The organism is Nitrosospira lacus, assembly GCF_000355765.4.
Lineage (GTDB): Bacteria > Pseudomonadota > Gammaproteobacteria > Burkholderiales > Nitrosomonadaceae > Nitrosospira > Nitrosospira lacus.
This window is the reverse complement of sequence record NZ_CP021106.3, coordinates 2,247,573-2,261,817: the sequence shown is the minus strand read 5'-3', so window position 1 is coordinate 2,261,817 and position 14,245 is coordinate 2,247,573. Positions and strand designations below refer to the sequence as shown.

General features: G+C 53.0%; 14 protein-coding genes. 3 read left to right on the top strand and 11 right to left on the bottom strand.

The window, feature by feature from the left end; genetic code table 11:
* Positions 1-6: 6 nt before the first annotated feature.
* On the top strand, positions 7-657 hold the full coding sequence (locus EBAPG3_RS10225; protein ID WP_004177640.1) for a YeeE/YedE thiosulfate transporter family protein: 651 nt from the start codon (positions 7-9) through the stop codon (positions 655-657).
* Between the two features lie 180 nt (positions 658-837).
* Here the strand turns inward: EBAPG3_RS10225 and EBAPG3_RS10220 are convergent, their stop codons facing one another.
* The 3 genes from EBAPG3_RS10220 to EBAPG3_RS10210 all read right to left on the bottom strand — a co-directional run bounded on the left by EBAPG3_RS10220 (position 838) and on the right by EBAPG3_RS10210 (position 2,402).
* Entirely contained in the window at positions 838-1,044 is a 207-nt protein-coding gene (locus EBAPG3_RS10220; protein ID WP_151898929.1) for a hypothetical protein, read from the bottom strand.
* A gap of 36 nt (positions 1,045-1,080) precedes the next feature.
* Complete coding sequence (locus tag EBAPG3_RS10215; protein ID WP_004177634.1) at positions 1,081-1,794, bottom strand: transposase; 714 nt, start codon at positions 1,792-1,794, stop codon at positions 1,081-1,083.
* A gap of 149 nt (positions 1,795-1,943) precedes the next feature.
* Positions 1,944-2,402: a hypothetical protein gene (locus tag EBAPG3_RS10210; protein ID WP_081607263.1), complete on the bottom strand. Its 459-nt coding sequence runs from the start codon at positions 2,400-2,402 to the stop codon at positions 1,944-1,946.
* A 429-nt stretch (positions 2,403-2,831) separates the two neighbouring features.
* Here EBAPG3_RS10210 and EBAPG3_RS10205 point away from each other — a divergent pair, with 429 nt between their 5' ends.
* Positions 2,832-4,085, top strand: a complete 1,254-nt coding sequence (locus EBAPG3_RS10205) for an MgtC/SapB family protein (protein ID WP_004177630.1) — start codon at positions 2,832-2,834, stop codon at positions 4,083-4,085.
* Between the two features lie 67 nt (positions 4,086-4,152).
* On the opposite strand, the gene EBAPG3_RS10200 is transcribed toward EBAPG3_RS10205, so the two are convergent.
* The 8 genes from EBAPG3_RS10200 to EBAPG3_RS10165 form a co-directional block, all read right to left on the bottom strand.
* A complete protein-coding gene (locus EBAPG3_RS10200) occupies positions 4,153-6,321 on the bottom strand; it encodes an EAL domain-containing protein (protein ID WP_004177628.1) in 2,169 nt (722 codons plus the stop codon).
* A gap of 720 nt (positions 6,322-7,041) precedes the next feature.
* Positions 7,042-7,674 (bottom strand): DUF3299 domain-containing protein, encoded by a 633-nt coding sequence (locus EBAPG3_RS10195; protein WP_004177620.1) that lies wholly within the window; start codon positions 7,672-7,674, stop codon positions 7,042-7,044.
* A 14-nt stretch (positions 7,675-7,688) separates the two neighbouring features.
* Positions 7,689-8,942 carry an ABC transporter permease gene (locus EBAPG3_RS10190; protein WP_004177618.1) on the bottom strand — a complete coding sequence of 418 codons (1,254 nt, stop codon included), beginning with the start codon at positions 8,940-8,942 and terminating at the stop codon, positions 7,689-7,691.
* Between the two features lie 102 nt (positions 8,943-9,044).
* On the bottom strand, positions 9,045-10,061 hold the full coding sequence (locus tag EBAPG3_RS10185) for a PstS family phosphate ABC transporter substrate-binding protein (protein ID WP_004177616.1): 1,017 nt from the start codon (positions 10,059-10,061) through the stop codon (positions 9,045-9,047).
* Between the two features lie 20 nt (positions 10,062-10,081).
* Entirely contained in the window at positions 10,082-10,783 is a 702-nt protein-coding gene (locus EBAPG3_RS10180; protein WP_004177615.1) for an ATP-binding cassette domain-containing protein, read from the bottom strand.
* 19 nt (positions 10,784-10,802) lie between these two features.
* Positions 10,803-11,459, bottom strand: coding sequence for a DUF2796 domain-containing protein (locus EBAPG3_RS10175; RefSeq protein WP_004177613.1), 657 nt, complete (start codon positions 11,457-11,459; stop codon positions 10,803-10,805).
* 360 nt (positions 11,460-11,819) lie between these two features.
* Positions 11,820-12,626, bottom strand: coding sequence for a polyphosphate kinase 2 (ppk2, locus tag EBAPG3_RS10170; protein ID WP_004177611.1), 807 nt, complete (start codon positions 12,624-12,626; stop codon positions 11,820-11,822).
* Positions 12,627-12,776: 150 nt separating this feature from the next.
* Entirely contained in the window at positions 12,777-13,355 is a 579-nt protein-coding gene (locus EBAPG3_RS10165; RefSeq protein WP_004177610.1) for a hypothetical protein, read from the bottom strand.
* A 630-nt stretch (positions 13,356-13,985) separates the two neighbouring features.
* Here EBAPG3_RS10165 and EBAPG3_RS15645 point away from each other — a divergent pair.
* Positions 13,986-14,075: a maltose acetyltransferase domain-containing protein gene (locus EBAPG3_RS15645; RefSeq protein WP_227869296.1), complete on the top strand. Its 90-nt coding sequence runs from the start codon at positions 13,986-13,988 to the stop codon at positions 14,073-14,075.
* Positions 14,076-14,245: the final 170 nt, after the last annotated feature.

Sequence of the window (14,245 nt, the reverse complement as noted above, 5' to 3'; positions counted from 1 at the left end):
CCAGCTATGACTCCCATTTCGCCAACGACACAGGAAATGCTTTCATCCGTTGCTTTCCCGCTCCCGCACGAGAAGGCGGAAAACGAAAAGGAAGCATCAAACAAGCCATCGCGCGAAAAGGCAAATGGACCAGGACAACTTTTACTTGGGCTGATCTTTGGCATCGTATTCGGTTTTCTGCTCCAGAAGGGCGGTGTTGCCAAATACGAAGTATTGCTGGGAGCGCTTTTGATGACGGATTTCACCGTCATGAAAATCATGCTCACCGCCATCGCAGTCGGCATGATCGGTATCTTTTCCCTGCATGGCCTGGGGTTTGTCCAACTGCATGTGAAGCCCACGCGTTATGCTGCCAACATAATCGGGGGGCTGGTTTTCGGCATTGGCTTCGCATTGCTGGGTTACTGTCCAGGTACGGGCGCCGCAGCGCTGGGGCAGGGAAATTACGATGCAATTGCAGGCATGATGGGCCTGTTGGCGGGTAGCTATCTCTACGCCGAGTTGTCCGGTTATCTGGATTCGACGATTCTGAAGTGGGGCAACCGCGGCAGAATCATGCTTCCCGACCTGATGGGAGTGCGGCTTGCAGTCTTCATCATTTGTTTTGTCCCCTTATTGGCCCTGATTCTTTTTGGAATGGAAAGATATTTTCCATAGGCGGCGAGCGCCAGTGGCTAGCGATGCCGCCGAAGCGATCACCGCTAGCCTGTCATAGCCGACGGGGAAGCCTGATGCCTCCCCCCATGAGGACTCCGTCGGCACCGACACTTGCCTGCTTTATCGCACTCATGGCGCATTCACGAGTACTTCCCATGATAAAGAAGGATCTATCCAGAATTATTTCTCAGCGGCTTGCAACCTCCTTGCCTGGCCCATGGCTTGTGCAAACTGATACGGTTTTTTCTTTTTCCATACCGCCTTGCATAACGGATCACTGAGAACAGTTGTTTTCTGGGCCAGATTCCTGGCCAATCCTGTTAACGCAGCCATACTGATTATTGTGAAGACAATAAGGAGTATCAGCGGGAACCATTTTTTTACCAATAGCGCCTCCTTGGGCATGAAAGCTGCCGTACTGTTTTATTTTTGCTGTCCACCCTGCACACTCCTGCGGATATAGTTATCCTCGTTGGCAACGTGTACGTAACCTGTGTAACCAAAATACTTCTTTTTATTTTTTCTGATCCAGGTAGCGTCCGGATCGGAATGCCGAGTTTTAATGCAGGTAATCAGTTTGGGATATTTCATTGACATGCCGTCTCGCCTGTTTCCGGTTTCGATGGCATGGGGCGCACCCATGATACCCGCATTATCAATTGTGTCACGCTTGGGGCGTACGGACGGCTGCACATGCACGTCATCAGCAGCAGCATGGCGCGGGCCCCTGATCACGAGACCGTGAGCTCGCAATTTCGCATTAACGCCAGCGAGCATTCCGGCCAGCCTGCCTGATGTAATCAGACGACTTCGAAAGCGGCGCAATGTGATCTCATCCGGCGCGTCGCCAGAGTGACCCATGCCGCAAAAATCCATGAAATCGGTACGCATATGGAGTGCCTCTTTAAGCTTCGGATCAGACAGGTTGTGCCAATGACCCAATAGCACTGCCTTGAAGATGGGTACCGGATCCATGAATTTTTCTCCTTCTCCTCCGCCTTGGCCGATCTCGCGTCTATAGATCTCCATAAGCTCGGTACGAAGCCCTTCCCAGTCAATCAAGGCATGGGCTTCCATCAATGCAGTATCGCATTTCGTGCGTGCTTCTTTTTTCATCGATCCCAAATTTGTCTGCATTTGCATTGACTCCTCTTGAGACGTTCTGTTTGATTCAAATAAAAAAACGGGTATTTCAACCTCGGTGCCAAGGTCTGATGAATGCGTATCCAACGATGGAATTACAAAAAATTCAGCTATGACCTGCCTACCTGGATAACTACCTGTGCTTAATTATTGCCAGTAATGCTGTTTGAGCGCAGCCTGTACTTTACGATAGCGGGCGTACCGGTCGTTTGCCGGACAAAGACACCTTGATCATCCTGCGCAAGATTCGCTGCCTTTTGCCGATGAGCCTCGGCCTTGGCAAGGCCTTGTTCCACAGCCAGCTCATATCTGTTCAACAAAGCCCATGTGTACGATTGCCGGTCTTGCGCTTGCCGGCCATAGAGATAGCTTTTTTCCTCATAGTGCTTCAGCAATTGCCTTTGCTCCTCTGCCTTTACCCGCATTTCCAAAGCCAGTTTTTCAAAATGCTTCCATAAGGCGGTATGATCGCTGCGGGTTCTTGCACTTTGTACCGCCTTACGGAGAGCGGGACTGTTGACCGCCTCGTGAGGACTCATCGGCGCGCATGACACCAATAAACCAAGTATGGAGACCAGTGCTGCAAATCGGGTTGTTTTCATACGGCACCTGCTTGGAGAATCTCATTGCGGCGGTGAGAGAAACGCGTGGCAAAGTGCGGCACGTGAACGCAGGTTATCAACCACCGGTAACTTTGTCAACATAAATATGTTTAAAGTGTCTTGATACCGTTCGGAGCCTATCCAGCATATGAGCAATGTGTACACCATGATACTTTTAAGACCTGCCATCCGCTTCCCGCAGGATGACGGAGCGTGGCGCAACCTGTCAAAACCCTGCGCAAAACATCAAGTCATGGCCGGATACCTGGGCGAGTCATGTAATGAAGTATAAAAACACTTCAATGATGGGTTACGCTACGCTCTACCGATTATGGAAATTCCATACATATAGTTTTGTAGCGGCAATATGATGAAGTTTGCGATCTCATCCCCGGCATCGCGCCGCGGTCACCGGAACTGACCGCCAAGATGACCTTGCTCACCGATAACTGGATGCAAATCGCCGTGGCGCTGGGTATTGGCCTGCTGATAGGCATCGAGCGCGAACGCCGAAAGGGGGGAGGGCGGGACCGCGCGCCGGCGGGGATTCGCACCTACGCAGTCACAGCTCTTCTTGGCGCGCTTGCTTTCGAACTGGGAGGGGTCCCATTACTGGCGGTGGTGACGCTCTCGGTGGCTGGATTCATCGCATTGGGCTATTTTCGTACACGCAATCAGCGCGACCCCGGCCTTACCAGCGAATTCGTGCAGCTTCTCACGTTGTTGCTCGGCGCGCTTGCCATGCGCGAACCGCTGCTTGCTTCCAGTCTCGGCGTTACGGTAGCACTCCTGCTTGCGGCGCGAACCCGCATTCACACTTTCGTGCGCAAAACCCTGACCGAAGCCGAGCTGCATGATGCGCTGGTACTTGCTGGGGCTGCGCTGGTGGTGCTGCCCTTGTTGCCTGACAGTTACATGGGCCCCTTCAATGCAATCAATCCGCATACTTTGTGGATCATCGTGGTGTTGATGATGTCGATTAGCGCGAGCGGATATATCGCCTTGCGCCTGTTGGGTCCGCGCTATGGACTGCCCACGGCCGGGCTGGCCTCCGGGTTCGTATCCAGTTCGGCGACGATAGCCTCCATGGGTACGCTCGCCAAACAGAAGCCGGAGCTTATGCCGGCGGCGGTTGGGGGTGCTGTTCTCTCGACTGTCGCCACCATTGTGCAAATGGCAGTTGTGCTCGGTGCGACTCATCCCGCCACGCTTACCGCCATGGCGGTGCCGCTCCTGTTGGCAGGGTTGATGGCGGTGACTTATGGAGCTTGGTTTTTCGTGAAGGCGCTGCGACAGAATCCGCCTGAAACAATTTCAATGGGCAGGGCATTCAGCTTTCGCAGCGCGCTCATCCTTGCGTCGACGATGGGGACGGTTCTCCTGATCGCAGCGGCGCTCAATGCCTGGCTGGGCAGCGCGGGGCTGATCGCCGGCACTGCAATAGCCGGTTTCGCCGATACGCATTCCCCCGCGGTATCGATAGCCTCCTTGGCAGCGGGAGGCAAACTTGAAGCGGCCGAGGCGGTATTGCCTATTCTTCTCGCGATGAGTACCAACACAGTGACCAAAATAGTGCTGGCGGTGTTGAACGGCGGCAGCCGTTTTGCATTACAGGTTATTCCGGGATTGGTGCTGACTATCGCGGCGGCCTGGCTCGGCGGCTTGCAAGACCTAATGAATTAACCCGGATGTGAAAGCTCCGCTATGCGGGGCAAGCCGCTGGCGGGACTAGACTCAGTGGTGAGGGGGATTAAATAGATGGTAGTATTGGAAACTCGCTTAATCGCGGTTTTTCGACGCCATACCCTTGCGCATAATCCACGCCCATCGTTCGCAGTGCCTCCAGAATTGCGTTGTTCTCCACAAACTCCGCGATCGTCTCGATATGCATCACATGCCCTATGTGGTTGATGGCTTCAACCATTGCGCGGTCAATAGGGTCATCCATCATATCCTTCACGAAACCGCCATCAATTTTTAGATAATCGACGGGCAAGTGTTTGAGATAAGTGAACGAGGACATGCCGCTTCCAAAATCGTCCAGAGAAAAACGACAGCCCAGGGCTTTTAATTTGCGAATCAATATCGCTGCCTGGGCCAGATTGGCAATCGCCGATGTCTCCGTGATCTCGAAACAGATCCCGCCAGGTGGAACTTTATATAGATCGAACTGCGCCACCACGAATTCATGAAAATTTTCATCGCAGATGGATGCGGCGGATAGATTAATGGCGCAGGTGCCCATGGCGCTACCGGGTGGATGGCGTCCTTCATACTGTGCAAATGCGGTAGCAATTACCCAACGATCGAGCCGGCACATCAGGCCGTAACGCTCGGCAGCCGGGATAAAGGCCATTGGCGGCACCAGTGTTCCTTCCTCGTCCCTCATGCGCAACAGCATTTCATAATGGTTGCCATTCTTGACGTCATTTCCCAGCTGCAATATTTTTTGCGAGTACAGCACGAAACGCTTCTCTTTCAGCGCTTTCTGAATACGCCCAACCCATTCCATTTCACTGTGGCGTTGTGCAAGCTCTTTGTTTTCCGACGTATAGATCTGTACGCGATTGCGCCCTTTGTCCTTGGCAAGATGGCAAGCTGCGTGCGCCATGCGTAGAATATCGGTGAGTTCTTCCTTGTCATTGCCGAAGGTAATCAATCCGATACTTGCGCCGAGCTGAAACACTTTGTTTTTCCAGACGAAATGAAACTCCTGCACCGTCTGTCGTAATAGATCGGCCATGCGAAGCGCAGGTTCCGTCGGGCAACTTTCCAACAATACGCCAAACTCATCCCCGCCCAGGCGAGCCAACGTATCGTTGCTGCGGAGCATGGTTTGCAGTACGCTGGTCAACTGTCTTAGCAGCTCGTCGCCGGCCAAGTGACTACACGTATCGTTCACGATCTTGAACTGATCGAGATCGAGATACAGCAACGTATGCTGCTTGGCATCCTGTTTGCCCGTCTGTAGTGCGTGCTCCAGGCGCCGCTCGAACTCGTGCCGGTTAATGAGACCGGTCAACGCGTCATGGGATGCCTGGTAAGTCATCTGCGTCGCCATTTTTTGCGCATGAGTAATATCATGGAATACCAGCACGGCGCCTATGAGGTCGCCATGTTGATCCCGTATCGGCGTAGCCGAGTCTTCAATAAGAAAAGAGGTGGCGCTTCGGTGTGTCAAAAGCGTATGCAGAACCAAGCCCACCGGTTGCTTTTCCCGGAGAACCCGCTCCACGGGGTTGGGCGCAGATTCATTGGTTTGTGAATTGACGATGTGAAACACATCCGGCAACGGAAGACCTTTCGCCTGCTGTGAAGTCCAACCGGTCATCGTTTCAGCCGCAAGATTTAAATAAGTCACTTTTCCGGAAATATCCGTTGTGATAACGGCATCCCCAATGCAGCTCAGCGTAATGCGCAAGGACTCCTTCTCTTCAAAGAGCCTCGCTTCAGCAACCTGGCCTTTCGTAATATCTCGGCGGAGTTCCGTGTGTATTTCTTCGGAACGCATCAGCAACGCATTCGCTTCCACCCCTACCTCGTGCGCAATAGCCAAATCGTCCTGCGTTTTGGATAAGATATTTTGTGTAGTGGATAGTTTCCGCCCGGTTTCCATTAATTCACGATTAAGCTCCTCGTGAGTATCAACTTCCCTGGCCAGAACAACATTGAGTTCATGAAGGTCGTCAGCGCACTCCTGCACTTTATTTTCCACGCTTTTGCTTCGTGCCAGCGTGCTTTCCACTTGCTGCAATGCAGTACCGGCCGCCATCTCTTTTTTTGCTGTTTCGTTGACGTCAGAAAGCTCCGCGGCGCAACTTTCCATCTTGCCCTGGATTTGCTGATTTTTTTCTAGCGCCCCTTTGGATAAGGGAGGCTCGTCAGCCGATGTCAGCGATGGATCATCTTCTGTAGTCATTTAATTTCCGCAGGTTTGATTTCCGCTCCTTGGGGCGAAGGCGAAGGCTGGCTCGTTCTGTTTGCCGTGGCGATGTTCGCGCCAGGGAATAAAAATTATGTCGATCAGACTCAACCCAACTGTTAGGGCAATCCAATTACATCATGCAGAGGCGTCTCTGAATAGCTGTAGAATATTACAGGTAAAGTATGATGTTCCATTAACCCGCATAGTCGAACGCGCGATGTGAGCAGCAGGGCGGAACGGGGATAAGCCAGGCCAAAACATTCACATAATAGCGGGTTGAAATCCAAGGTCAGCAAGCTGTTAGCGTATTCCCACGGCAGGGAAACCGGAATGCCTTTTTATGTAGAATAGGAAGGGAATTGATCGAGCTAGCCTTATCGTTCAACCAATGGGGATTAATTTAAACCAGGGGAATTTTCAAGGCATGACACAAAAGAACTCATCGATGCGCTGGCAATGAAGACGGGCTCCAGCAAGACTGCTATCGACCGCGCCATGATATTGATCGGCAAGATATACCATCAAATGGGCGCAGGCACACCGCCAAGGACCGCTTCAGTATTCATCCGAGTTCTCTGATCGTCGGCAGGCGAACGGTAACGCTCGATGATACGGTAGCGTATGTGCCTGACGCTACGTCAGCACTCAATCTCCTGCTGTCACTTTTTGCATGGAGAACAACGTCTGTTCCAAAAAATCCCATTCAGAGGTTTATTACGGATAAGGTGTGACCCATTCAGCTTTTAACTGATAACCCGCCTGGCCCATTTCCGTGTCGACCTTGCCGGCATGCATCACCCCGCTCACCCACATCGTATCCATGGTGCGCATATTGGCCAGGGGTTTCGATGTCCGCACATGAATGATCTGGTTGGAGGGTGGCGGAGGCGTATGGATGCATGCCCCGAAATAGGGGACGAGGAGGAATTCGCTGACTTTATTGCCTGCTCGCTCCAGAGGTATTACGAAGCCGGGAATACGGATACGCTGGCCATCCAGCGCGGGCTCGATCGGGGCGTCATTCCAGGCTACGCGTATTTTTTCCAGCGCTTCGATGGCGCGCGGGTCGCCGTCTTTAAGGTGGTCCAGCTTCAGCCCTTTCAGTGGTGCCATCGGGTCCCAGTTCTTGGGCATCAGATCATCCCAGGTTTTTTCCTTGTAACCGGCGGTAGTGGGTGCCGAAGGCACGGCGGGCTTATTTTTGGCTGCGCCCGGCGCTGATAATTTATCTCCAACCTTATAATCCTGATCGGCTGCGACCGCTGTTTGCGTCGCAAAAACCAGCCAGCCGATCAAGAATAGAATGAAATAGCGGGAAGGGGTCAGGTGCGGGTAAGCAGTAGTCATATTGATATCCTTTTTCACAATCTTGGCGTTAAACCATCAGTCAAGGATAACCGGTAGGCGCGATAACCGGGTATGAGGCTGACCAGAAATCCCGTTATCATGACGAGTAACAGTAGCTGCCACGACGCGGCCGATAGCATACCCGCCGCCAGCGAAATACCCAGATGCGCCTCCAGAACGGGGGCTGCAAACAGGCTGAGCACTGTCAATCCCAGCACGCCCAGCAACGCACCGGCCATGACCACCATCAGCCCCTCGATAGCCAGCAGCAGGAAAACCACACGCGGACCGGCGCCGACCGAGCGCAGAATCGCCAGTTCGCGCCTGCGTTCGCCCAAGCCGGCCAGCACAACTGCCACCAAACCGCTCAGGCCTACCGCGACCACCAGTACGGAAATGGCCAGCAGCGACTGCTCAACAATGCTGACTATGGACCACAGCTCATCCAGCGCCACGCCGGGGAGCACAGCCAGCAAAGGTTCCCCCTTGTACTGATTAATGAACCGCTGCATCTGGAAAACACCCGCACGGCTTTTCAGCCCAATGAGTGCCGCCGTAATTTCCTTTGGAGCCAGATCGAATTTACGCACATATTCCGCCGGAATGGATACTCCGGGCATCGGAGCGCCTCCCTGCCAGTCGAGATGAATGGCTTCGATAGCCTCAAGACCAACATGAACGCTGCGATCCACCGGCAGGCCGGTCCGCTTGAGAATGCCACTTACGGTGAAAGGCTTATCGGCATGCTCAGTCAATCCGATGCCTTTGGCACCATGATTGAGCACAATCCTGTCGCCCACCTGGTAACCAAGCTTCGCGGCAACATCCGCCCCGATTACCGCGTCAAAAATATCCGTAAAAGGTTTACCCGCCGCAAATGCCAACAGTCGGCGATCGCCATAACGAAAATGTTCGAAATAGGCGGAAGTGGTCCCTATTACCGCAAAACCCCGATGTGAATCGCCCAGCGAAATCGGCACTGCCCATGCCACCGACGGGTGCGCCGCCATTGCCTCAAAGCTTGCCCAGCGGATATTATGGGTGGCATCCCCCAAGCGGAACACGGCATAAAGCATGAGCTGAATGGGGCTGGTGCGCGCACCCGCCACCAGATCGGTGCCGGATATGGACTGCGAAAAGCTGTCGCGCGCCTGGGTGCGCAATTGCTCGACGCCCAACAACAGCATGACCGAAAGCGCGATGCTGATTGCCATCAACCCCAGCGTGGCACGCCGGTTCCACGCGCTGGCAAGTGCAAGGGAAAACAATGATTTCAGGCCATGCCCCTCGCACTTTTACACAATCCATACAAGTCAGCTTGGCTGGAATCGGCTTCCGGGCACTGATTGGCACTGAAGACGATGCCGTGATCAATTTTCATAAAAACGGGCTTCTCGCTGGAGCAAGTCGTCGATAGTAAGGCCCACTGGCAAAAAGCCATCAAATACCGTCCCCAATCGCTTCGTCTTGAAGAATTCCATGTTGGCGGCGTAAGCTCTGGGGGGCAGCGGGAAATATTGGGATCCTTTTACCAGAGCGGATGCGTTTTTCATATAGAACGCGACAAATTCCTGAAGTTCGGGCTTCTCCGCGGCCTTCATGTTCACATAGATAAAAATGGGACGGGACAAAGGCTGATAGGTGCCGTCTTCCACCGTTTCAACGGAGGGAATGACGCCACCGTTTCTCCCATCATCCACCGCGACAGCGGTGACCCTGTCCTGGTTTTCCATATAGTATCCAAAGCCGAAGAACCCCAGCGCGTTCCTGTTGTTCGCCACGCCCTGCACCAGTACGTTGTCGTCCGCGGATGCCGTAAAATCGCTACGGCGGGATTTTTCCTTGCCGACAATCGCCAGCGTGAAGTAATCGAGCGTGCCGGAATCCCGGCCTGCGCCATAGAGCTTGAATTTCTCATCAGGCCATGCCGGGTTCACCTGGTTCCACTTGGTAATTTTGCCCTGAGCGGCGGGTTCCCACATTTTCTTCAATTCCGCGACAGTCATGGTTCTGCTCCAGGTATTGCCCGGATTCACCACCACGGTTAATGCATCAAATGCCACCGGCAATTCGACGTACTTCACACCGGCCTTGCTGCAAGCCTTCATCTCCTTTCTCTGAATGGGGCGAGAGGCATTGACGATGTCTATCTCACCACCGCAGAATTTCATGAAACCGCCGCCGGTACCCGAGATGGCGACTGTTACCTTGATTGCGCCTTTTTGGGCTGCCTCGAATTTTTTTGCCACCGCTTCGGTGATGGGATACATGGTGCTGGAACCATCAATTTTAATGATCGCATCAACGCCCGCGGTACCCTCAGCGCTAATCAATACACCCAATACAGCAGTTATAGCCAGCACCTTACGAGTATGTGATAGTGACATTTTTTTCTCCATTCGATTGGTCAGAGGGTTGCTGTTTCGCACAATTCATGCAAATCGACGGTGCGGCTGAAATGCGACCCCAGTCGCTGGTCATGGCTGACAAAAATCAGCGTGACATTCTCATCATCGCAGCGGCCCAGCAGAAGATCAAGAAATTCCGCCTGCCGGGCCGCATCCAGCGAGGAAGTCGGCTCATCGGCAATGATCAGCTCGGGGTGGCCAATTAGCGCCCGGGCGGCCGCCACACGCTGCTGCTGACCGACCGATAATGCCGTTACGGGTTGTCGTGCCAAGTTCATATCCAGCCCCAATTGACCCAGCAGCCGGTCCGCCGATTGTTCGAGCGAGGCGGCTGATTTAAGCGCTTGCCACCGCCTGCGCTGGGAAAACCGGCAGGGCAGAAGCACGTTCTCGCGCATGGATAAATAAGGCACCAGGTTAAACTGTTGAAACAGGAAACCGATATGATCCACGCGGAACCGGTCGCGGGCACTGGATGTGAGCGCCGTCAGGTCGGTATCGAGAACGCGCAGATGGCAGGGCTGCGGCAGCAGCACGCCGCCCAGCAGGCTCAGCAGGGTACTCTTGCCGCTACCGCTCGCACCTTGCAGAAAAACACGTTCCCCACGCCTCACTAGAAATTGGGGGATCGATAGGCGGAAGCCATGCTTGCCCGGCCATTGGAAAACCAGATTTTGAATGTCGATCACAAACGGGCTCATGTTCTGATCACTCCCTGTACTACCACTTCAACCGGGGGGATTCAGGCGATAGCTTTGCGCTCGACTGTCCCTTGGGGCCCGCTACGGCGGCATCGAGGCGTTGCAGGCGGGGAAACATTTGGAATAGTCTCACCTCGACGCCTTGCAGGGCCTGTGGCTTCGCGCACTGGTATTGCCAGGTGGCCTCCAGCTCGGCATGCCCATCGGTGGCGGACGAGGCTGATGGGGAAGTCTCGGATGCACCGCTGTTTTTGCCGGCATTTTTGTCAGCGCTTTTGCCAGCCTGAGAGGCGGTTGCCAGTAAATCCGGAGAAAGCACAGGTGAAGCCAGATGAGTCGATTCTACCCGGCACCGAGCCGCCGGCGTAAAAATGAAAAAGCTATCAGCCTGATTAAACTTCGATGCCATGGCCTTGACGGTCTGACGTTCCTTTTCGTTTCTCGGGGCATGCTCGAATCTCAAAAGATTATCCAGCGGGCTATTCAGGTTGATCTGCACCATCGCACCGTCGATAGCGATTTCCAGCGCGGCGCGGCCATGTACATGAGCACCGGGCTCGTGCGCCCAAACGGGGAATGCGGATTCAACTACAATAACGGCAGCGAGAATTGCCTGACCTGGAAAATGGAATACCTGCTTCATTTTTCGCCCCGCTTCAAATAATAGTATGGCCATGGGTTTCGCCATTTCCGGCCTGACATGGAATCCAGGCCCAAACCGGCAATGGTAAGCTTTGGGCGCATCCAATATCGCTTTCCACTTGTATGGTTCACCGCCGTATCGGTAGATTATCATCAACGCAACGTTGTTGCATTAATCCATCGGCTGGGGGCGGCGCCCGATATTACTCAAGGAAGGAGGGATGAATTGCCCTCGGGTGTCACCGGTACCATGAAAAGGCCCCGGTTTGACCATGGTTTCACCTGAATCCTGTGGTTGGACGAGGCGGGATGTGCGGTTTTTGGGGTACAGGGCGAGTCGCAACGCTGCACTCCACCCTGTGAGTAAGTGCTCAACCGCCGGATTGAGATTTCATTATGGCTCCAGCACGCCGTCTTCGATAAAGGAGACTTTAAACTCCATCACGATGCGTGTGTCCGGCATGACCAGGCGTTCGTCTTTATTCTCATAGTCAAGACGGTTGAGAAGATCCTTGATAATGTTGATTCGCGCCAGCTGCTTATCGTTTGCGCGGGCTATTGTCCACGGGGCGGTAAGATTATGTGTATGTGCAAGCATCTTGTCGCGCGCCAGACTGTATTCCTTCCATTTCTTGATCGCATATTCATCAAGCGCGCTGATCTTCCATTGCGCGAGGGGGTCGTTCTTCCGATCATCCAGCCGTTTTGCCTGCTCTGATTTGCTGATGTCGAGATAGTATTTCAGGAGTTTAATGCCTGAGCGGACCACCATATGCTCGAACTCCGGAACCGAGGCCATGAATTCGTTATACTCGGCATCCGTGCAAAAACCCATTACCGGCTCTACTCCAGCCCGGTTGTACCAGCTCCGGTTGAATAATACCAGTTCCTGAGCGGCAGGCAGATATGGGGTATAACGCTGAAAATACCACGAACTGCGATCCCGATCCGAAGGTTTTCCAAGCGCCACGACACGTGTTTCGCGCGGACTCAGATGCTGGGTGATGCGCTTGATGGTGCCGTCTTTGCCGGCTGCGTCCCGTCCCTCGAAGATGATCAGAATCTTGTCGCCACACTTGATAAAATGCCGCTGCAGCTTGACGAGTTCAACCTGAAGTTTGTAGAGCGTATCCTCGTAGTCTTTTTTGGATAGCTCCGGCAGAGGTTCGCTCGCTTTTTTTTCGTTGTTTTTTTTACCCATGACCTTTTTACCAAGCAGTCGCCGACACTGCGGTTTTGCTCCGCGATTTCGCTCCTGTCCGGCTCCGTCGCCGGGACGGCTAAAATTGTAGACCGATCAACTTCGAAAGTCCGCAACGCAATGGCAACGGTTGGGCATGCCCTCAATAGCCTACGAGCGGCGGGAAGACCGCCAATTCTGCATGCGCTTCGATTTCATGACCTTGTAAGCAAACAGGGTCAACAGCAGCATGGCTATCAGCGGCCCTATCGATGCACGAAAAATATTCGCATAGTTAACCATCTTTACCCGCAATGGATATTGGTAATGTACGGGAGGTACAGACTCTCCTGTAATGAATACCGTGTAGAGTCCCTGGTCCAGACTGGTTTCTCCCCTGATCACTCCATCGGGGTGATAGCTCGGACGCAAATACGTCACTGTCTCGTCTTCCACCTCGCTGGTTCCTTTTACCACCCTTATTCCTATCGGAATGTCACGCAGCGCCTGGTCCACGAGATCCACCACCAGAAAAGTATTGCCTTCCTTGGGTATCTCGGTGCAATACTGGTCGCTTGGCTCATGTTGTGGCTGATAAGCACTTAAATGTACCATGCTGTTGTCGCCGAGCCGGCGCATGCATGTATCTTCTTCCATAGCCACTTTTCCATGCGCAACCGCGGCACCGCAATAGAGCGCCATGACGATGGTAAAGACCGGTACGCCGGCCTGCATCACCTGCTTGATCATAATTGATACTCCTCCTCCTGGTCTACGTTTGCCGGTCTCCGCGCATTGAACTCGTGCGCTTGAGCCACGCCAGCAAAAACACTATGGTTGAGCCGGATCCTGTTTCATCCCATGAAAAGAACTCACCGTCACAATTTCACTGTCCTGCCTTGACTGATATAGGCATACTTTCCGATATACGGACACAATTCCTATCTTATAGTATTGGATGCCCGGAATTCAAATATTCAACGGTCCGTGGATCAAATAAGGTTTGCTCCCCGGATATACGGTTAGTTGCACATTAAAAGTATAATGGATCGGTTGCACAATGCAACTAAATTAAATCAATCCGCGATCTTTGGCGGGAATAGCTATCTTCCTGCAGCGATTACCCGGACTAACAGGGATCAATGCTCTGTTTGCGCTATTAGCGAATATAACGCCCCCAAGTTGACGATGGTTGACACCATCAAGAGTGGTTCAAATTTTATTGATCTCAAAATTTTTTTGAACATTGAACCAAGATACGATTTCTAAAAAAATGGGGATGTGAAAGAAATACTCCCGATTGCTTGTCTGACTTGCCAAGTTCTTTTGATAAACATCGATCGGAGGTTAAAAGTGGCGCATCTGACAGAAAAAGACAAGATGATTGCCGGACTATTGTACCGGTCGAGCGATGATTTGCTTCGTAACGAAAGAAAACGGGCCAGGAGATTGCTTAAAGTATTCAAATGACACGCTTCCGGATGAAATCGGGAAGCGTGCCGTCATGTTGCGGAAACTGCTGGGCGCGCGTTGGGCGGGCAGGCTGAAATCGAGCCGCCATTTTATTGTGATTACGGATATAACATTCGTATTGGTGATAATTTTTCAGCTAATTTCAATTGTATTATTCTGGATTGCGC

What these genes read in the sequence shown, in the direction of transcription:
- EBAPG3_RS10210 (WP_081607263.1), bottom strand. Translation starts at nt 2,402, where the DNA reads ATGAAAACAACCCGATTTGCAGCACTGGTCTCCATACTTGGTTTATTG.
- EBAPG3_RS10205 (WP_004177630.1), top strand. Translation starts at nt 2,832, where the DNA reads ATGACCTTGCTCACCGATAACTGGATGCAAATCGCCGTGGCGCTGGGT.
- EBAPG3_RS10185 (WP_004177616.1), bottom strand. Translation starts at nt 10,061, where the DNA reads ATGTCACTATCACATACTCGTAAGGTGCTGGCTATAACTGCTGTATTG.
- EBAPG3_RS10215 (WP_004177634.1), bottom strand. Translation starts at nt 1,794, where the DNA reads ATGCAGACAAATTTGGGATCGATGAAAAAAGAAGCACGCACGAAATGC.
- EBAPG3_RS10225 (WP_004177640.1), top strand. Translation starts at nt 7, where the DNA reads ATGACTCCCATTTCGCCAACGACACAGGAAATGCTTTCATCCGTTGCT.
- EBAPG3_RS10180 (WP_004177615.1), bottom strand. Translation starts at nt 10,783, where the DNA reads ATGAGCCCGTTTGTGATCGACATTCAAAATCTGGTTTTCCAATGGCCG.
- EBAPG3_RS10165 (WP_004177610.1), bottom strand. Translation starts at nt 13,355, where the DNA reads ATGATCAAGCAGGTGATGCAGGCCGGCGTACCGGTCTTTACCATCGTC.
- ppk2 (WP_004177611.1), bottom strand. Translation starts at nt 12,626, where the DNA reads ATGGGTAAAAAAAACAACGAAAAAAAAGCGAGCGAACCTCTGCCGGAG.
- EBAPG3_RS15645 (WP_227869296.1), top strand. Translation starts at nt 13,986, where the DNA reads ATGATTGCCGGACTATTGTACCGGTCGAGCGATGATTTGCTTCGTAAC.
- EBAPG3_RS10200 (WP_004177628.1), bottom strand. Translation starts at nt 6,321, where the DNA reads ATGACTACAGAAGATGATCCATCGCTGACATCGGCTGACGAGCCTCCC.
- EBAPG3_RS10195 (WP_004177620.1), bottom strand. Translation starts at nt 7,674, where the DNA reads ATGACTACTGCTTACCCGCACCTGACCCCTTCCCGCTATTTCATTCTA.
- EBAPG3_RS10175 (WP_004177613.1), bottom strand. Translation starts at nt 11,459, where the DNA reads ATGGCCATACTATTATTTGAAGCGGGGCGAAAAATGAAGCAGGTATTC.